This window comes from Roseateles sp. NT4 (assembly GCF_051857475.1).
GTDB lineage: Bacteria > Pseudomonadota > Gammaproteobacteria > Burkholderiales > Burkholderiaceae_C > Pelomonas.
In genome coordinates, this window is the sequence record NZ_JBPZGZ010000003.1 from 41,805 (window position 1) to 59,638 (window position 17,834).

Below are 17,834 nucleotides of genomic sequence, written 5' to 3' on the forward strand. Positions count from 1 at the left end.
GGCGGGCCTTCGCGGCCCACTGCCGCAGCGCTAACAGGCCCCCGGAATCAGGGCGTGTTGATCGTCACGGTGACGTTGCCGGTCGAGGTCTGGCCCAGGTTGTCCTTCAGCGTGATGACGAGGTTGGTGCGGCCGGCCACCGGGTTGGCCCAGTTCAGCGCGATGCCGCTGCTGCTGCCCGAGAAGCCCATGCCGGGAGCGGCGCCCGTTATGCCGATGCTCAGCGAGCTGGCGCCCGGCGCCGAGTAGCCGATGGTGGCGGACAGGGCCTTGCCGGCCGTGCCGCTGAGGCTGGTGGTCGTCAGCGTCGGGCCGGAGGTGGGTGCGGGCGTCGTCGTGGTGGTGCCCGACGCGGTCGTGGTGGTGGCGCCGCTGAGGCTGGTCCACAGCGCGCTGACGTTGGGCGTGCCCCAGCCGGTCGGCGTGTCGTAGCCGGTCTTGGCCGCGCAGGCGGTGCAGCTGCCGTTGCTGCCGGTGGACACGTCCTTGAAGACGGCCGAGTACTGCGTCGGCACGGCGCCGATCTGCTGGTAGAGGGCGCTGTGCGGCTGGCCGAGCAGGGCCTTGGAGGATGCGGCGCGCATGGCGTTGGCAACGGCCAGCAGGCCGGCCCATTGCGGTGTGGCCAGGCTGGTGCCACCGGCGCTGACCCAGCGCGTCGTCGTGCTGCCCTGGGCGATGAGGGCCACGTACTGGCCGCTGTTGGGGTCGGCGTTGAAGGCCACGTCGGCCACGGCGCGCTTGGCATAGCCGCCGATGGTGCCGCTCTGGTAGCTGGGCAGGGCCACATAGGCGCTGGTGCCGCCGCCGGTGCCGGTCCAGGTCGACTCGCTGCGGGCGCCGCTGCCGGTGTAGGTCAGCGTCGTGCCGCCGACGGCGACGACCTTGGTCGACACCGAGGGCCAGGACACGGCCGCGCCGTCGTCGCCGGTGGCGGCCAGATAGCTCATGCCGGCGGTGGCGAAGTTGCTGTCATAGCTCGACACCCAGCTGCCTTCCGCGGCGCCGAAGCTCATGGACACGACACCGGCGCCCATCTTGTTGGCGAGGGCCACGGCCTTGGACAGGCTGCTGACGCCGGCATCCGGCGCCTCGATGAGGACGAGGCGGGCCAGCGGCGCAGTGGCATGGGCCCACTGCACGTCCAGCGCAATCTCGGTGGCCCAGCCGCTGTCATAGGCGGGGGCCGTGGCGGTCAGGGCGCCGGCACTGCTGCTGTAGGCGACGACCAGCTCGCAGCTGGTGGTGGAGGCGGCCGCCAGCGGCAGGCTGGCATTGGCGGCCAGCGTGCGGTTGCTGCAGGTCGGTAGGCCGAACTTGGCATTGAAGGCGGCCAGTTCCGCGGCGATGTTGGGGTCGTGCTTGGCGTTGACGATGTAGATGGTCTGGCCGGCGCCAAGCTGGGCGGCCTGGGCCGCAGTCAGGCCGGTGGTGCTGGGCGGCAGCGCCGGCTGGCCGTAGGCGGCGCGGATCTGGGCCGGCGTGTAGACCGTCATGGCCGTCGAACTGGCCATGGGGGTGGCTTCGCCATTGTTCGAAGCGAGGGCGCGGGGGCGCAGTGCGTCGTCCAGGCGCTCGCGGGTCAGGCCGCGGGTGGCGACGCCGGACAGGGCCAGGGCGCGGTGCGGGGCGGGGCCGTTGTCGGGCTCGGCGAGATCGACGGCGGCGGTGTGGAAGCTGGGGTGGGCGACGAGGTTGGACGGGGCGGCTTCGGCCAGGTCCACGCTGAGGTTGATGACCGATGCCGACTCGCTGGCCTGGACCGTGGGGCTGTCGCCACCGCCGCCACCGCAGGCGGTCAAGGCCGCGGCGGTCAGCAGGGTGAAGGTCCAGTGGAGGTGGCGGGTACTGCGCATGGCCAGGTTCTCGTACGAAAGAGGGCCACGCCGATCAAGACCGTGGGTCTTGGCGGCCCCGCTGCCGTGGCGCTTGCGCGATGCAAGTGCTTTAGGCCGGTGGCTTTGCGTCCCCGCCTTTCGACGGGTTTGCCCTCAGGGTTGTGAAACAGCTTCAGTCTAGGCGCCGGGGTGCTGCCATGCACTGCCCGGTGCGGGCGGTGCGTGACATCTGCCGCGGCGGGCGGCGTGAGCGTTGACTGCCGCCAGTCTGGGTTTCGTGAGTTACTGCCGTGTCGTTGCTTTGTGTCACAGCGGACACAAGCTCATGCAGGTGCGATCTCCACCGCCACACCGCTCAGCACCGCATTGCCGCTCAGCGGATCCCGCGCCGCGTCGTCGAGCAGCGCATTCATGTTGACGCCGGGCCGTTCGCGCGCCACGCTTAAGCAAACGCCTTCCAGGTCATGCCCCCAGCCATGCGGCAGGCTGACGACACCGGGGCTCATGCAGTCGCTGCGTTCGACGCGGGCGATCAGCTCGCCGACGGCGCTCTTGATCTTGGCGAACTCGGCGAGGCCCAGGCGGTCGGCGTCCTCGGGATGGACCAGCAGGGTGCAGCGGTCCGGTCCCTTGGCCAGCACCGGCAGGTTGTGCATCCAGCTGTTGCCCGAGCGGGTGTCGCGGCGGCCGATGAGGCTGAACTCGGGTGCTGGCTCGGTCTTCACTTCGGCCAGATCGGCCAGCACCGAGGGCGGTGCGAGTTCGATCTTGCCGCTGGGCGTGCGCAGCACCTCGGGGATGCGGGCGGTGAGCGCGCCGAGGTCGATGCCGCCGCCTTCGACGGTGCTCTTCGCCTTGACCTTGGCCAGGTTGATGCCGTCGGGCTTGCGGCCGAACTGGTCGCCATAGGGGCCGACGCGCAGCTGCAGGTCGATCAGGCGCTCAGGACCGCGCCAGGGCTTGAGCGCCGCCAGCACTGCCGGCGTCTGGTCGCCGGCAAAGCGGCGCACATCGGCCTCGATGGCCTCGTCGTCGAGCTGGGCCACGTCGACCTCCAGGCCACGGCCTTCGAGCAGGGCGCACAGGCGCAGGATGGTCTGCCACTCCTGCGGCGTGCCAGCCGGCGCATCGAAGACCGGACCTGAGAAGCGCGCATGGTTGCGGTGGCTGAGCTGGGGGAAGGCGACGTCGAAATGCAGGTCCTCCAGCGGCGACAGCCCCGGCAGGATGACGTCGGCATGGCGGCTGGTCTCGTTGACGTAGATGTCCAGGCTCAGCATGAAGTCCAGGCCTTGCAGCGCCTTGGCGATGCGCGGGCCGGCGGGCGTGGACAGCACCGGGTTGCTGGCGATGCTGATCAGGGCCCGGATCTGGCCTTCGCCCGGCGTCTCCATCTCCTCGGCCATCACGGTGATGGGCAGCTCGCCGAAGACCTCAGGCGCGCCCGACACGCGGCTCTTGCGGCGGCCGGTCGTGATGCCCTTACCTACTCCAACAGGGTCACCAGGCTTGCCCTGGGTGTTGGGCGCGAAGGCGGCGGCCTTGGCGAACATCGCGCCGCCTTCGCGGTCGAGGTTGCCGGTCAGCACATTGATGAGGTCGACCAGCCAGGAATTGACCGTGCCGAAGCGGGTCACGCAGGTGCCGATGCGGCCGTAGACGGCGGCGCGCGGCGCGGCGGCGAGTTCGCGGGCGATGCGGCGCTGTGTCTCGGCCGGGATGCCGCAGCCAGCGGCCGTGACCTCCGGCGCGAAGGGCGCAACGGCGGCACGAGCCTCGTCCAGGCCGTTGACGTGGTCCTCCAGCCGGCCCAGTTGGACGAGGTTCTCGGCGAACAGCGTGTGGGCGATGCCGGCCAGCAGCAGCGCGTCGCCGCCGGGGCGGATGGGCAGATGCTCGTCGGCCGCCGCGGCCGTCTCGCTGCGGCGCGGGTCGACGACGACGATGCGCCCGCCGCGCGCCCGCATGGCCTTGGCCTTGCCGCGGTAGTCGGGCACCGTCCACAGGCTGCCGTTGCTGATCATGGGGTTGCCGCCGAGGATGAGCAGGTAGTCGCAGCGCTCGATGTCGGGCAGGGGGATGGACAGCCAGTGGCCGAACATCAGGCCGGCGCTGAGCTGCTTGGGCATCTGGTCCAGCGTCGAGGCGCTGAAAACATTGCGCGAACCCAGGGCGCGGTTCAGGCGCGGCGTGTAGGCCAGCAGGCTGACCTTGTGCGCGGCCGGGTTGCCGATGGTCATGGCCACAGAGTCGGGGCCATGCTCGCGCCAGACGGGCAGCAGGCGCTTCTCGATCTCGGCAAAGGCCTCGTCCCAGCTTGCCTCGACGAACTTGCCGTCGCGCTTGATCAGCGGCGTGCGCAGGCGGTCGGGGTCCTCGTGCAGGTCCTTGAGGCTGACGCCCTTGGGGCAGAGATAGCCATGGCTGAAGACATCGTTGGCCGCACCACGGATGGCGATGACCTGGGTGCCTTCGGTCTTCACCTCCAGGCCGCAGCAGGCCTCGCAGAGCGGGCAGATGCGGTAATGGCTTTCGGGCATGGCAGGTCTCCTGGTCGATCTTTCGGGCAATTCTGCGGTGGCCAGCCTACGCCCCGCGTCAACCCGGCGACATGACTTGCAGAGTCATTGACGGCCAGCGCCGCTATCCTGCGGGCCCCATGGAGTCTGACGCCCACATCCTGGTCGAGAACGCCGGCGAACCCGCGCCGCTGGTGGTCACTTTCGGTTTTGCCTTGTGGGACGAGCCCGCCGCCTTCGACTTTGTCGGCCGGCTGCGCAAGGTGGAGTGGCTGCTGGGCCGGCGCTTTCACCGCATCCACCTGCGCGACCCGCGTATGGCCTGGTATCTGCAAGGCATCACCGGCCTGGGCGAGAACCTGGACACCACGCTGGATGCGCTGCGCCGCCACATCGCCGCCTTGCCGGCCACGCGCATGACGATGCTGGGACAGTCCATGGGCGGCTATGGCGCCATCCTCTACGGCCTGGCCCTGGGTGCGGACCGCGTCATCGCCTTGGGCTCGCTGTCGACGATGGACCCGGCCGATGCCAGCGCTCGTGGCGACTGGCGCTGGCTGCCCGTCATGCAGAGACTGGCCGCCGAAGGCATTGCCGCGTCGCAGACCGACCTGGTGGCGCTGGCGAGGCAGGTCGGCGCGCTGACGGAGCTGCGCCTGCACTACGGTGAGCGGCCGGACACGCCCGAACAGGGAGCCCGCAACCTGGATCTCTTTCACGCCGAGCGCTTCGCGACTCTGCCTGGCTGCCGCGTCATCCGGCATGCCGACTCCGACCATGTGGTCGTCAACCATCTGAAGGCCATCCGGGAGATCGACGCCGTGCTGCTGCACGAAATCTTCGATGTCGATCCCGGCTCGCTGCACCGGCGCACCCAACCCTTGCTGGACGACAGCTGGCTGCGCTGGATCGCCGAGAACCGCCTGCGCAGCGCCGACCGTGACGGCCTCGTCGCGGCCATGCTGGAGCGCGGCATGCCGGCCATCACGGCGCGCTCGGCCATCGCCGAGGTCGAGCGCGACCCGGTCTTCCTGGCCGCCGAGCAAGTGCTGTCGGCGCGTTGAAGGCGCGGCCTACCAGTTGCCGATGCTGGGGTTCACGTAGCTGAACTCGTTGGGCACGCCGGCGTCGAAGTTGGTGTACGAGAAGGACATGCTCATCTCCAGCGACGACACCTGGTGCCACCAGCCCAGCGGCAGGAAGAGGGTGTCGCCGGGCTCCAGCACCGTCTCCAGCACGACGGCCTCGCGCAGCCGCGGGTAGCGGTTGAAGTCGGGGGCGTCGAGGTCGATGGGGCTGTAGACACCCATGCGGTTGTAGAGCAGTGGCGTCTGCAGTGGCGACACGAAGCGCCAGCGCTTGCGGCCCACGACCTGGGTGTGGAAGAGCATCAGCGTGTCGTGGTGCAGGGGCGTGCGCGTGCCCGCCGGGCCGAACCAGAACGACGCCGCCGTGTGCAGCAGGGCCGGGTCGCAGATGGGTGGCATGCGGCCGATGTCCTGCAGCATGGGCATGAACTCGGGCCGGCGCATCATCTCGTCGTTGGCCGTCAGGTAGTGGTCGTTGGTGGCGCCGCCGTTGACGACGAGGTCGACGAACTCCGACACCTTCATGCGCTGGCGCAGCTTTTCCTTGTTCTGCTCGAACAGGGTGTCGGTGTTGCGGCCCACCTGCACGTCGACATCCAGATGGCCGAAGCGCGCGCTGAGGTCGGCCGGCGACCAGCGCTTCATGGCCGGCCAGTCCTCGGCGATGTCGGTCAACACGACGGGCCGGCAGCCGTGGACATAGCGTTCCAGGAATTCGTCGCGGCCGACGCCGCGGCGCTTCTCGACGACGGCATAGCCCGGGTCCTGCTGCCAGACCTTCTGCAGATTGCCGCAGACCGACTCCAGCTTGCGCAGCATCTGCTGCTGGCGGCGCGCGGCCTGGAAGACCGGGTCCTGCTCGACCTGGCCAATCGCCGCTGCCGCCGTCTCGGCATCCACGCCGGCGTTGATCATGGTGTCCAGCATCGAGGCCGGCGAAGACTCCCACAGCCGGTTGTCGGCGACCCACATCAGCCAGTCGGGCGTCAGGTCGAGCAGGGCCGCGGGGCGGGGCCGGGGCGGAGGCTTGATCGGAGAAAGCGTCATGGCGGCGGGGGTAGTAGCTGGCCAGCGAGCGGCATTGTGGGGCCGTCGAAACTGGTATGGCCGTGCCGTCCTAGGGAAGGGCCTGGCGGATGCGCTCCACCACTCGACGACCGGCCGGTGTCCACGGCGCGATGAGTTCGAAGTGGCCTGCATCGTCCAGGTTGAGAACCTCGATCTTGTCGCCCGACGCGGCCGCCTTGGCGCGGTAGTCGTCGCTGGCGGCGGCCGGCACGATGCGGTCCTTCGTGCCCTGCATCAGCGTCTGCGGCAGGTGCAGGGGCAGCAGGGCCAACGGCGAGGTGTCCTGCAGCCGGGCGGCGGTCGGCGCGCCGCCGAGCAGCTGGTCCACGGAGGCGCCGCAGATCTTGTTGCGTGAGGCGTAGTCGAGGTCGGGGATGCCGGCGACGGCGACGACGGCCGGGATGGGCAGAGGCGCTTCTGCTTTCAGCGGGCCGGTCGTGATGCGCGGTCGCGCCGCAGCCCACAGCGCCAGATGGCCACCGGCCGAATGGCCCGTGGCGACGAGGCGCTTCAGGTCCAGCGGATAGCGCTGGGCCAGCACGCGCAGCCGGTCGGTGCCGCGGGCCACGTCGTCGAAGGTGCCGGGGTAGCCACCGCCTGCATGGCCGACGCGGCGGTAGCTGATGCTCCACACGGCCACGCCGGCGCTGCGCAGCGCATCGGCCTGGAAGGCCAACAGCTCGGGGCCGGGCAGGCTGGACTGCCAGCAGCCGCCGTGGATCATCAGCACCACCGGGTGTGGACCGTTTCCTTTGGGCAACCACAGCTCACCGAACTGCTGCGGCGCATCGCCGTAGGCCAGGCGCGTGTCGGGTTGCGGCCGGGCGGGTCGGTCGAGGATGTCCAGGAAGCTCAGCCCCTGGGCAGAGACGTTCAAGACCGTGGGCAGCACGAGGCTCATCAGCAGGCGCGGCATCAGTCGCTTCATGGCTTCAACCAGTCTTGCAGTTGCTTCAGCACGGCGGCGTCGGTCTGTAGCGCGAGGTGGCCGATGCCGGTGAAGAGGGCCGTGTCGGTGAAGTCCAGGCGTCGCGCCGGCGACCGGTGCTGGCCCAGCGCACTGGCCACCGGCACCAGGCTGTCGCCCAGCCAGCGGGCTGGCGAGCCGCTCGGCTTCTTGGATGTCGTCGCCGCGACGGCGTAGCAGGCCACGCCTTCAGGCAGGGGCAGCACGCTCGCCTTGCCGGCATCGGCTTCGAGCAGGCTGGCGTGGCGCAGATCGCGGATGCCCGCGCTGCGTCGCGCGGCCAGCAAGGCCAAAGGTCGCGAGTAGGCGCTGACATCCAGCAGGCGCTGCACCTGCTGGCCGCCTCGTTCCAGCGGTGCGCCCTGGTGGGGCGTGCCCAGCGTGACCACGCATTGCAGACGCTTCAACCAACGCCGCCGCCCGGCCTGGGCGATGGCGCTACGAATGACCAGGCCGCCCATGCTGTGGCCGAGCAGGGTGATCGGGCCGGGCACCTTGTCGAGCAGCCTGGCGAGTTCGGCGCCGTTCTTCCAGATCGGGCGGCCGCTGTTGTAGCGCAGGCCCAGCGGCTGGTAGCCCATCGCAGCGAGAGCCGCGGGAAAGTCGGCGCCGTCACGACGCCACTGCGCCTCGTTCATGCACAGGCCGTGCAGCATGACGAGGGCCGGGCCGGTGGCACCATCGACCAGCGGGCGCAGGCTCATGGTCGTGGCCAGCGGGTTGGCGGTGTCCTCGAGATAGTCGCCAAGCACACCGTTCAGTGCCGCTTGCACGGCGTTGGCGCGATCAGCGTCGGCCTGGCCGAGCAGGGGCGTCAAGGCGCCCAGGGCCAGGTCCAGGCCCCCACCCACCAGTTGGGTCACGCCGCGGACGCTGCGGTAGACGAGGCCGGTGATGCCGAAGGTGCGCTCGCGTTGTTTCGTCAGCGGCAGCCGGGAGATTTCGGCATGCATGGCCTCGACGAGGTTGGTCACGCCGGTGGTGGCGTCGACGGCGAGGCGGCTGGCGCCGCGGAGCTGCTGAGGGTTGGGCATTGCGCATCATGCCTGCCCTGTGTTGAGTAGGTTGCTTTTGCCCTTGTCCTCATGACTCGCGTGCAGTGCCGCGGGAATCCGCCCCGCGATGGCGGGTAACTTTTCTCTGACGCGCCAGAGAAAAGTCACCAAAAGAGGAGCGCTGAATGCAATCCGCACTCGAGCGGTGGCATGCGCTCGCGATGCTCGGAGTGAGTCATGCCCACATGCGACCCGCTACGCTCTCGCTGCTGTCCCTATGACGGGCATCACTGATCGCCGCTTCGCCACCGTTAACGCCGGCTGCACGCCGGGCTCACCAGAAAATACCGAACAGCCGCGTCGCCCGAGCGACGCTGCATTTGGCATTTCTCGTGAGCCCGGCGTGCAGCCGCGCGTTCAGCGGACTGGTGGTCCGATCTTTGGTGCTGGTGATAGGGACAGCAGCGAGAGCGCAGCGGGTCGCGTCTTCCCGCAATGCTGCTGGCTGTTTTCGCGCGCCGCTCGTCGCGGCGCCGCGATGGTGTGCGGTTCAGGGCCTCTTCTTTGGTGACTTTCTTCTGGCCCCGCAGAAGAAAGTTACCCGGCCGCCGGGACGGACTCCCGGCAATGCAGCGATCAGCAGCGCTCTTCGCAAAAGCAACCGAAAACCGAACCTCACATCTGCCGGAACAGATGGGCAGCGCTTTCGGCAACGAGCAGCATCTCAGTGCCATGCTTCAACTTGATCTGCATGCGCCCCCGAAAGTCCCGGCTCACGCTGGCAATCGAGTTCACATTGACCAGCGTCGAACGGTGGATCTGCCAGAACTGCTGCGGGTCGAGCTCGTCGATGAGCTCCTTCAGCGGCTTGCGGATCAGGGCCTCGCCGTCCTTCAAAGCGAGACGCGTGTACTTGTTGTCGCTCTGGAAGAACATCACCTCGTCGACGGTGATCAGCCGCAAGGTCTGGCCTACGGAGGCATTGATCCAGCGCAGCGGGGCGCGTGTCGCGGACGGGGCTGCCGCCGGGCGGGCCACGAGTTCGTCGAGCACGTTGCCGAGCTGGGCCGGCGCTTGGCCCAGGCGCGCCTTCAGCCGCGAGATGGCCGTGAACAGGCGCGCGCCGGCCAGGGGTTTGAGCAGGTAGTCGACGGCGCCCTGGTCGAAGGCAGCGATGGCGTACTGGTCGTAGGCAGTGACGAAGACGACATGGGCGCGGCCGTTGACCTGGCGGGCCACGTCGATGCCGGTGGCGCCGGGCATCTCGATGTCGAGGAAGAGGATGTCGGGCTGGTGCTGGTCGAGCAGGCGCAGGGCTTCCAGGCCGTCGGCGGCTTCGCCGACGATGCTGAGATCGGGCCAGAGCTTGCCGAGCTGCTCGACGAGTTCGCCACGCAGCGCGGCTTCGTCCTCGGCGACGACGGCGGTCGGTGCAAACAGGCTCATGCGGGGAGGTCCAGGATGAATTCGGTGCGGTCGTTGCCGCTGCGGCACAGGAGTTTCGCGCCCAGCACGGTCAGGCGCTCGCGCAGCGACGTGAGGTCGGCGTCCTCGCTGCACAGACCATCCTGGTCGAAGCCCAGCGTGATGCTGCTGCCATCGACACGCAGCCAGCAGTGCTTCGGGTGGCCCAGGCGCACGGCGCGCTGCACCAGCGGCAGCAGCAGCATGGGCGGCAGCTGGGTTGCGCCACGCGGGCCGAGCTCGCATTCGAAGGCAGGCGGGTCGCCATTGAGGTCGCGCAGCAGGTCGAGATAGCTGGCGATCAGCTCGGCCTCGCCGCCCAGCGTGGCACCGGCGTCGCGCAGCCGCGGCAGGGCCACGCGGAGGTGGCGGATCAGCCGCTCCAGCCGGGCGCTGGCGCTCGGGTCTTCACGGCCATAGGCCTGCTCGACCGAGACCAGGGCGTCGAACAGCAGGGCCGGGTCGACCTGGGCCTGCAGGGCTGCCAGGCGCGAGGCCAGGGCATGGCGGCGCAGCTGGCTGTGCTCGCGCAGCAGGTCCTGGGCAGCTTGGTCCTGGCGGCGGCGCAGCGTGCGGAACTCCAGCACGCCGACGATCATCAGCGCCGGCATGAAGACCCACAAGGTGTCGCCGATGACGGCATTGATGCGGAACATCGTGCACTTCATCTTGCCGTGGGTCTGGGCGTAGATGTCGCACAGCGAAGTCCACGGCACGACGGCGTTCAGCGCATAGCCCACGGCCATGGCCAGGATGGCGCCCAGGGCCGTGGCCGCGACCAGGCGCTGGCGCCGCGCCGGATGGGCCGGATGGCTGCGTGCGGCCGGCAGCCAGCACAGCAGCAGCACGGCGCAGCTGACCAGGGGCAGGCTGAGATGGCGGGCCAGCACCTGGGGCAGATGGTCGCCGACGCGCAGCTCCAGCAGCGAGGTCAGGTCGATGGCGCCGAACAGCAGGCCGGCGGCGACGAAGACCAGGGCCTCGTTCAGGCGCAGCGAGCGCCAGGATTGCCAGACATGCCGAAGCGCGCTCATGCCAAGGCCTCCGACGGCAGGTGCACCCGGGCGATGACGCCCCGCGGCTGGGCAGCTTCCAGCTCCAGCGTGGCCGAGTCGCCAAAGCGGGCGGCGAGGCGGGCCCGCGTGTTGGCCAGGCCCACGCCCGCGCCGCCGCTGGCCGCGCCGAAGCCCTGGCCGTTGTCGGCCACCTCGATGCTGAGGCCGCCGTCGGCGGCATGGTTGGCGCGGATGCGGATGCGCCCGCCTTCCGGCAGCGGCGACAGGCCATGCTTGATGGCATTCTCCACCAGGGTAGGCAGCACCAGGGTGGGCAGATGAGCGCCCAGCAGCTCGGGCGGCGCCTCGATGTCGAAGGACAGGCGCTCGCCCATGCGCATCTGCAGGATGGCGAGGTAGTGGCGCACCAGCTCCAGCTCGTCGGCCAGCGTCGACTCGTGCCGGCGCATGCCGGGCAGGGCGGCGCGCAGATAGGCGATCAGGGCCACCAGCATGTTGCGGCCGCGCTCGGGCTGGGTCTCGTACAGGCGCTTGACGTTGGCCAGGGTGTTGAACAGGAAGTGCGGCTCGATCTGCGCGTTCAGCGCCGACAGCTGGGCCTCGGTCTGCTGGGTTTTCAACGCCTCGCGTTCGCGGAACAGGCGGGTCAGCTCATCACGGCCCTGGCGCTGGGCACGGCTGACGAGGAGGAGGGCGTAGGCAATGCCGCCGAGCAGGGCCCACAACGAGATGGTGGACACCACCCAGGCGGGCTTGACGTGGTTGTCGGGGTCGTCCAGGCGCGCGACGGCATAGCGCAGATAGGTGCCCAAGGCGGCCCCGAAGGCGACGGCCAGGGCCTGCACGGTCAGCGCGGCCTGCAGCTTCCAGCGCCGGCCGGCCAGCAGGGCCTCGGCCAGGCCCACCATCAGCATCAGGGAAAGGCCGGTCAGCAGGCATTGACGGCTGAAGCGGACCAGGGAAAAGATGGCGTCCTGCAGCGTCCCGTCGTCTTCGCCGTACCAGGTCAGCGCGCGGGAGACGGCATAGAGCAGGCAGAAATAGTAGACACCCGCCAGCATGCGCAGATTGCAGACACGGCGAAAGGCTTGCAGCGGGCTGAGGTCCTCCATCCGGGCCATTCTCGGCGGCCCCCAGTCAGACGGGGCGGCATGCGACGAAACCGGTCATATCCGGTGCCAAGCCGGATATGACCGGTTCGATAAACCCGGCATCGCCGATGTAGTCGGCGTCAGCGTGCCCCGCACAGTGCGGCGCCAAGCCGGATTGCGCTGCCTGGACGCGCCGGCTCAAGCGGCGCCGGCCGCGGCGATCAGGGCCTTGAGTTCCCGCTCCGACGCTGCCGGGTCGCCGAGATTGACCTCGATGAGGCGGCGCAGATGGGTGATGGATTCGATGTCGATGCTGCGGCACAGCACGCCGGCATGGCTGCCCTCGACATGGGCCAGCTCGCCGGCCATCGCGATGACGATGCCACCCGTGGCCAGGGGCAGCTTGACGAGGCAGGGCATGCCGACCTGGGGTGGCTGCCCGGCGGGTAGCTGCAGCAGCACGCCCTTCAGCGAGATGTCGATCACCTGGCAGTGCAGATGCTCCTGGGTCGTGATCAGCTCGGCGCCGGAGGCGAAGGCGACGCGGGCGAATTGGCGGCGTTCGGTGCTGATGATGGTCTCCCGGTTCGGGCGATCCTAGATGAAAGGCTCCAGCGCCGCACCACTGCTGAAGACGGTGCTGTGCTCCACCGCCTGCTGCAGGCGCTCCGGCGCCAGCGAGGCCAGGCCCATGGCTTCCAGCATGAACCAGGCGGCGCGCAGCAGGGCGACGATTTCGTCGCGCGTGCCGTCGACCTCGACGGGCGAATCATCCCAATTGCGACCACCCTGGGCCTGGCGCGGCGCGACCACGGCGGGCCGGTGGGCGCGGGCAATGCGGGCCAGCAGCTCGCGGGTGTCCACCGTCGCGCTGGGTGCGTCGATGAGGCGCACCAGGTCGCCGAGTTGCTGCTCGGCCGCGGCGGCCAGCAGGCGGGCGGCCTGGTCGGCACCACCGGCCAGATAGAGGCCGGCCGCGAGGTCGGCATATTCGAGGGCTGCGGACAGGCGCTGGAGGTCGGGGTTGGACGACATGACCATCGAGTCTAGGTTGTGTGCAGCAGCAACGGGCGGCCAAACTTCACACTGCTTTGCGTATGCTGACCCCTCCAATGAGGGCTTCCAGGAGCGCTGCCGTGATCGACCGTCGCCAGCATCTGCAACACCTCGCCGCCCTGGCGGCCACCGCGGCGCTGCCGGCGAGGGCCGCTGAAGACAAGGACGGCACCTATGACCAGGAGTCGGTTCTCCAGGCTGCAACCGATTTCTTCGGGCAGACGACCGAGGGTTTGGCCAAGGTCATCGAGAAGGCCTTCAAGGAGCAGGGCCGGCCCAATGCTTATATCCGCGGCGAGGAAGCCAGCGGCGCGGTGACCGTCGGCCTGCGCTATGGCGACGGCGAGCTGCTGATGAAGGGCGGCGGCTCGTCCAAGGTGTATTGGGCCGGCCCGTCCATCGGCTTCGACGTCGGCGGCAATGCGTCCAAGGTCTTCACCTTGATCTACCACCTGCCCCGGACCAGCGCCATCTACCAGCGCTTCCCCGGCGTGGACGGCAGCCTGTACTACATCGGCGGCGCCGGCATCAATTACCAGCGCCTGAAGGGCATCACCCTCGCGCCCATCCGCCTGGGCGTGGGCCTGCGCGCCGGCGCCAGCGTCGGCTATATCCACTACCGCCGCGAGAAGAGCATCAACCCGTTCTGACGGGGGCGCCGTCGCGGCGTAGACTGTAAATTCATACAGCATTTCATCTGGGGCGACCGTGACCATGACCACCGACCTGCCCGTGCAGGACATCAGCAGCGAAGTCCTCATCGAGAAATACGCCAAGGGCGGCGAGCAGACGCCCGACGAGCTGCGCGAACGCGTCGCCCGCGCCCTGGCCCAGGCCGAGAAACCGGCCGACCGTGCCCGGTGGACGGCGGCCTTCCTCGAGGCCCAGCAGCGCGGCTTCGTGCCGGCTGGCCGCATCATGTCGGCCGCGGGTACCGAGCTGTCGGCGACCCTCATCAACTGCTTCGTGCAGCCGGTGGGCGACTCCATCGCCACACCCGAGGACGGCGTGCCCGGCATCTACACGGCCCTGACCGAAGCCGCCGAGACCATGCGCCGCGGCGGCGGCGTGGGCTATGACTTCAGCCGCATCCGCCCCATGGGCGCCTGGGTGGGCTCGACGCGCAGCCATGCCTCCGGCCCCATCAGCTATATGCGCGTCTTCGACCGCAGCTGCGAGACGGTCGAGAGCGCCGGCAGCCGCCGCGGCGCGCAGATGGGTGTGCTGCGCTGCGACCACCCCGACATCGAGGCCTTCATCCATGCCAAGGACGAGGGCGACCTGCGCAACTTCAACATCTCCATCGGCGTGACCGACGCCTTCATGGAAGCGGTGCAAGCCGACGGCACGGTGGAACTCGCGCACCGCGCGCAGCCCAGCGCCGAGCAGATCGAGGCGGGCGCCTACCAGCGCGGCGACGGCCAATGGGTCTACCGCAAGGTGCGCGCCCGCGAGCTGTGGGACCAGGTCATGCGCTCTACCTACGACCACGCCGAACCGGGCGTGCTCTTCCTGGACCGCATCAATGCCGACAACAACCTGCATTACTGCGAGACGATTGCGGCGACCAACCCTTGCGTGACGGGCGATACGCGGCTGGCGACCCAACATGGCCTCGTGCCCATCGCTTGGCTGCAGGCCAACGGCGCGGCGCTGGAATGCACCGTGGACCGGCGCGCGCTGGGAGCCGATGAGCGAGGCGTCGTGGTTCGAACTGCCGTGCCAGCATTCCTGAGCGCCGGCCAAGCCGAGGTTTTCAAGGTCACGACGGCCGAAGGCTATGAGATCAAGGCCACGGCTTGGCACGAGTTCTACACGGCACGCGGCAAGCTCAAGTTGTCTGAGCTGAAGCCGGGTGATGAGTTGTGGGTGCAATCCGGCAAAGGCCAGTTTGGTGCTCAAGGCAGCGAAGCGCTGGGCACGCTGCTCGGGGTGATCACTGGCGATGGCCACTTCACGAATCGCGGCAAAGGTGAGCAGGCCGCGGTGGTCAATCTGTGGAACGAAGAGCGCCAACTTGCCGACGGCATCGCCGGCTTCGTCAACGGCTTGATTGCCGGCATCGCCCATGCGCCGCGTGAGTACCACGTCAAGCCGGTCGCTGTGGCTGAGCGCAATCTCGTCATGATCCGTTCGGTGATGCTGGCCCGCGTGCTGGATGCGTACGGCTTCAATGCCAAGACCAAGCTGGCGGTGCCCGAGGTGATCTGGCAGGGCAGCGAGGACTGCATGCGCGGCTATCTGCGCGGGCTGTTCCAGACCGATGGCACCGTCAACGTGTCGTCGTTCAGCCAGAGTTGCTCAGTGCGGCTGTCGTCCATTCATCGACGCCTGCTGCAGGACGTGCAAGTGCTGCTCGCCAACTTCGGCGTGTTCTCCCGCATCCACGAGCGCCGCCAGGGCGGCGAGCGCAGCCTGCCGGATGGCCATGGTGGCCGGCGCGACTATGTCTGCCAGACGCTGCATGAGCTGATCATTGATGGAGAGTCGCGCGAGGTTTTCATGCGCGAGGTCGGCTTCCTGCTGCCGGCCAAGCGTGAGAAATACGAGGCCTGGGTCCAGGACAAGGCGTTGCTCAAGAGCCAACGCTTCGCCGCGAAGATCACGTCCATCGAAGCGGCTGGCATGGAACCGGTCTACGACACGACCCAGTCGGACGGCAACACTGTCATCTTCAATGGCTTGGTCACGGGGCAATGCGCTGAACAGCCCTTGCCGCCCTATGGCTGCTGCTGCCTCGGCTCCATCGACCTGACGCGCTTCGTGCGCGATCCCTTCAGCGCCAAACCGGTGTTCGACGAAGCCGGCTTCGCCGAGGTCGTGGCCGTGGCCACGCGCATGCTGGACAACGTGCTCGACGTGACGCCCTGGCCTCTGCCGGCGCAGGCCCAGGAGGCCAGCAACAAGCGCCGCGTCGGCCTGGGCTTCACCGGCCTGGGCGATGCCCTCGTCATGCTGAACCTGCGCTACGACACGCAGGAGGCCCGCGACATGGCCAGCCACATCAGCGAGGTCATGCGCGATGCGTCTTATTCCGCGTCCAGCGACCTCGCCGCCGAGCGCGGCAGCTTCCCCCTCTTCAATGCCGACCTCTATCTGTCCGGCGGCAGCTTCGCGTCGCGCCTGCCGCAAGGGCTCAAGGACAAGATCCGTTCGCAAGGACTGCGCAATTCCCATCTGCTGTCCATTGCACCCACCGGCACCATCAGCCTGGCCTTTGCCGACAACGCGAGCAACGGCATCGAGCCGGCCTTCTCCTGGACCTACACGCGCAAGAAGCGCCTGCCGCAGACCGAGGGCGGCGGCTTCAAGGAGTACCAGGTCGAAGACCATGCCTGGCGCCTGTACCGCCATCTGTTCGGCACGGATGCGCCGCTCAGCGAGGCCTTCGTCACCGCGCTGGAGTTGAGCGCGGCCGATCACGCGTCCATGGTCGCGGCCGTCGCGCCCTATATCGACACGTCCATCAGCAAGACGGTCAATGTGCCGGCCGACTACCCCTACGAGGACTTCCAGGACCTCTACATCCAGGCCTGGCAGAGCAAGCTGAAAGGCCTGGCCACCTACCGGCCCAACAGTGTGCTGGGCTCGGTGCTGAGCGTGACACCCGAGGTCAAGCAGCCGGAGCCCCTGCGCGCCGAAGTCGATGGCACCAACCAACGCCTCAGGGTCGAGCGCCTGCCCAACGCCGTCGTCGCCTCGCTGCGCTGGCCCAGCCGCCCCGACATGCCCGGCGGCAACCCGGCCTGGAGCTATCTGATCCAGCACCCGCACGGCGACTTCGCCCTCTTCATCGGCGAGCTGCCGCTGGAAGGCCCCGACGCCGGCCTGTTCGGCCGCAACCTGCCCTTCGAGGTCTGGGTCAATGGCGCTGAGCAGCCGCGCGGCCTGTCGGCCCTGGCCAAGACCCTGTCGATGGACCTGCGCACCAACGATGCCGCCTGGCTGCGCCTCAAGCTCGATGCGCTCGCGACCGTGGCCGAGGAGCGCGCCTTCGAGATGCCGATGCCGCCCAGCGGCGAGAAGCGCCTCTTCCCCGGCGTCGTCGCCGCGACGGCCGCCGTCATCCGCTGGCGCTGTGAGCAGCTCGGCGCGCTGGCCGAGGGCGGCGCCACGCCTGTGGTGGACGCGATGTTCAGCCGCAACGAGCCGCGCACCGGCGTGTCCGGCACGCTGGCCTGGGCCGTGGACGTGGACAACCCGGCGACGAACGAGCAGTTCACGCTGACGCTGAAGGAGGTCGTGCTGCCCACACCCGACGGCGGCGCGGTCACGCGGCCTTGCGCCATGGGCTTCTCCGGCAACTACCCCAAGGCGCTGGACGGCCTGGCTCGCCTGCTGTCGCTGGACATGCGCGTGATGGATCCCGGCTGGATCGCCATGAAGCTGCGCAAGCTGCTCAATGTCGGCGAGCCGCTGGGCCACTTCATGGCACCGGTGCCCTCACTCAGTGGTGAACGCCGCCAGCAGATCTGGCCGTCGACGGTGGCCTATGTGGCGCGTCTCGTCATCCACCGCTACGCCATGCTCGGCATCCTCGACGAAGCCGGCCAGCCGCTGACCGACATGGGCCTGCTGCAGACGCCGGCACCCAAGCTCGCTGCGGCTGCCGGCACGCTGCAAGTCCAGGCCGGCAAACCCTGCCCCGAGTGCGGCAACGCGACCATGATCCACAAGGACGGTTGCGATTTCTGCACGGCTTGTGGGTATGTGGGGCAGTGCGGATGAGTTC

The 17,834-nt window shown here is 68.9% G+C and carries 13 protein-coding genes and 1 riboswitch; of the genes, 3 read left to right on the forward strand and 10 right to left on the reverse strand.

Annotated elements, in window-relative coordinates; translation table 11 throughout:
- Positions 1 to 47 precede the first annotated feature (47 nt).
- Together ACS5PN_RS19185 and ACS5PN_RS19190 are read right to left on the reverse strand one after the other, a co-directional pair.
- Positions 48 to 1,856 (reverse strand): S53 family peptidase, encoded by a 1,809-nt coding sequence (locus ACS5PN_RS19185; RefSeq protein ID WP_439465617.1) that lies wholly within the window; start codon positions 1,854 to 1,856, stop codon positions 48 to 50.
- A 48-nt stretch (positions 1,857 to 1,904) separates the two neighbouring features.
- Positions 1,905 to 2,000: riboswitch (cyclic di-GMP riboswitch) on the reverse strand.
- Positions 2,001 to 2,161: 161 nt separating this feature from the next.
- Complete coding sequence (locus ACS5PN_RS19190) at positions 2,162 to 4,378, reverse strand: molybdopterin-dependent oxidoreductase (protein WP_439465618.1); 2,217 nt, start codon at positions 4,376 to 4,378, stop codon at positions 2,162 to 2,164.
- A 119-nt stretch (positions 4,379 to 4,497) separates the two neighbouring features.
- On the opposite strand from ACS5PN_RS19190, the gene ACS5PN_RS19195 reads away from it, so the two are divergent.
- The gene (locus ACS5PN_RS19195; RefSeq protein ID WP_439465619.1) at positions 4,498 to 5,421 is read left to right on the forward strand and encodes a hypothetical protein; all 924 of its coding nucleotides are present in this window, start codon (positions 4,498 to 4,500) and stop codon (positions 5,419 to 5,421) included.
- Between the two features lie 9 nt (positions 5,422 to 5,430).
- Here the strand turns inward: ACS5PN_RS19195 and ACS5PN_RS19200 are convergent, their stop codons facing one another.
- The 8 genes from ACS5PN_RS19200 to ACS5PN_RS19235 all read right to left on the reverse strand — a co-directional run bounded on the left by ACS5PN_RS19200 (position 5,431) and on the right by ACS5PN_RS19235 (position 13,081).
- On the reverse strand, positions 5,431 to 6,492 hold the full coding sequence (locus tag ACS5PN_RS19200; RefSeq protein ID WP_439465620.1) for a cupin-like domain-containing protein: 1,062 nt from the start codon (positions 6,490 to 6,492) through the stop codon (positions 5,431 to 5,433).
- A gap of 70 nt (positions 6,493 to 6,562) precedes the next feature.
- Positions 6,563 to 7,441: an alpha/beta hydrolase gene (locus ACS5PN_RS19205; protein ID WP_439465621.1), complete on the reverse strand. Its 879-nt coding sequence runs from the start codon at positions 7,439 to 7,441 to the stop codon at positions 6,563 to 6,565.
- Positions 7,438 to 8,514 (reverse strand): lipase family alpha/beta hydrolase, encoded by a 1,077-nt coding sequence (locus ACS5PN_RS19210; RefSeq protein WP_439465622.1) that lies wholly within the window; start codon positions 8,512 to 8,514, stop codon positions 7,438 to 7,440. Before ACS5PN_RS19210 ends, ACS5PN_RS19205 begins: the two co-directional genes overlap by 4 nt.
- 636 nt (positions 8,515 to 9,150) lie before the next feature.
- A complete protein-coding gene (locus ACS5PN_RS19215; RefSeq protein WP_439465623.1) occupies positions 9,151 to 9,921 on the reverse strand; it encodes a LytR/AlgR family response regulator transcription factor in 771 nt (256 codons plus the stop codon).
- The gene (locus ACS5PN_RS19220; RefSeq protein ID WP_439465624.1) at positions 9,918 to 10,973 is read right to left on the reverse strand and encodes a sensor histidine kinase; all 1,056 of its coding nucleotides are present in this window, start codon (positions 10,971 to 10,973) and stop codon (positions 9,918 to 9,920) included. Before ACS5PN_RS19220 ends, ACS5PN_RS19215 begins: the two co-directional genes overlap by 4 nt.
- Positions 10,970 to 12,067 (reverse strand): sensor histidine kinase, encoded by a 1,098-nt coding sequence (locus ACS5PN_RS19225; protein ID WP_439465625.1) that lies wholly within the window; start codon positions 12,065 to 12,067, stop codon positions 10,970 to 10,972. Before ACS5PN_RS19225 ends, ACS5PN_RS19220 begins: the two co-directional genes overlap by 4 nt.
- A gap of 177 nt (positions 12,068 to 12,244) precedes the next feature.
- A complete protein-coding gene (locus ACS5PN_RS19230) occupies positions 12,245 to 12,622 on the reverse strand; it encodes a PilZ domain-containing protein (RefSeq protein WP_439466375.1) in 378 nt (125 codons plus the stop codon).
- 21 nt (positions 12,623 to 12,643) lie between these two features.
- On the reverse strand, positions 12,644 to 13,081 hold the full coding sequence (locus ACS5PN_RS19235) for a hypothetical protein (protein ID WP_439465626.1): 438 nt from the start codon (positions 13,079 to 13,081) through the stop codon (positions 12,644 to 12,646).
- Positions 13,082 to 13,182: 101 nt separating this feature from the next.
- Here ACS5PN_RS19235 and ACS5PN_RS19240 point away from each other — a divergent pair, with 101 nt between their 5' ends.
- Both ACS5PN_RS19240 and ACS5PN_RS19245 read left to right on the forward strand, forming a co-directional pair.
- Positions 13,183 to 13,752, forward strand: coding sequence for a DUF1134 domain-containing protein (locus tag ACS5PN_RS19240; protein WP_439465627.1), 570 nt, complete (start codon positions 13,183 to 13,185; stop codon positions 13,750 to 13,752).
- Between the two features lie 64 nt (positions 13,753 to 13,816).
- Positions 13,817 to 17,830: an LAGLIDADG family homing endonuclease gene (locus ACS5PN_RS19245; RefSeq protein WP_439466376.1), complete on the forward strand. Its 4,014-nt coding sequence runs from the start codon at positions 13,817 to 13,819 to the stop codon at positions 17,828 to 17,830.
- Positions 17,831 to 17,834 lie beyond the last annotated feature (4 nt).

Coding starts and splice junctions, on each gene's coding strand:
- ACS5PN_RS19215 (WP_439465623.1), bottom strand. CDS start 9,921: ATGAGCCTGTTTGCACCGACCGCCGTCGTCGCCGAGGACGAAGCCGCG.
- ACS5PN_RS19200 (WP_439465620.1), bottom strand. CDS start 6,492: ATGACGCTTTCTCCGATCAAGCCTCCGCCCCGGCCCCGCCCCGCGGCC.
- ACS5PN_RS19195 (WP_439465619.1), top strand. CDS start 4,498: ATGGAGTCTGACGCCCACATCCTGGTCGAGAACGCCGGCGAACCCGCG.
- ACS5PN_RS19220 (WP_439465624.1), bottom strand. CDS start 10,973: ATGAGCGCGCTTCGGCATGTCTGGCAATCCTGGCGCTCGCTGCGCCTG.
- ACS5PN_RS19190 (WP_439465618.1), bottom strand. CDS start 4,378: ATGCCCGAAAGCCATTACCGCATCTGCCCGCTCTGCGAGGCCTGCTGC.
- ACS5PN_RS19235 (WP_439465626.1), bottom strand. CDS start 13,081: ATGTCGTCCAACCCCGACCTCCAGCGCCTGTCCGCAGCCCTCGAATAT.
- ACS5PN_RS19205 (WP_439465621.1), bottom strand. CDS start 7,441: ATGAAGCGACTGATGCCGCGCCTGCTGATGAGCCTCGTGCTGCCCACG.
- ACS5PN_RS19245 (WP_439466376.1), top strand. CDS start 13,817: ATGACCACCGACCTGCCCGTGCAGGACATCAGCAGCGAAGTCCTCATC.
- ACS5PN_RS19185 (WP_439465617.1), bottom strand. CDS start 1,856: ATGCGCAGTACCCGCCACCTCCACTGGACCTTCACCCTGCTGACCGCC.
- ACS5PN_RS19210 (WP_439465622.1), bottom strand. CDS start 8,514: ATGCCCAACCCTCAGCAGCTCCGCGGCGCCAGCCGCCTCGCCGTCGAC.
- ACS5PN_RS19225 (WP_439465625.1), bottom strand. CDS start 12,067: ATGGAGGACCTCAGCCCGCTGCAAGCCTTTCGCCGTGTCTGCAATCTG.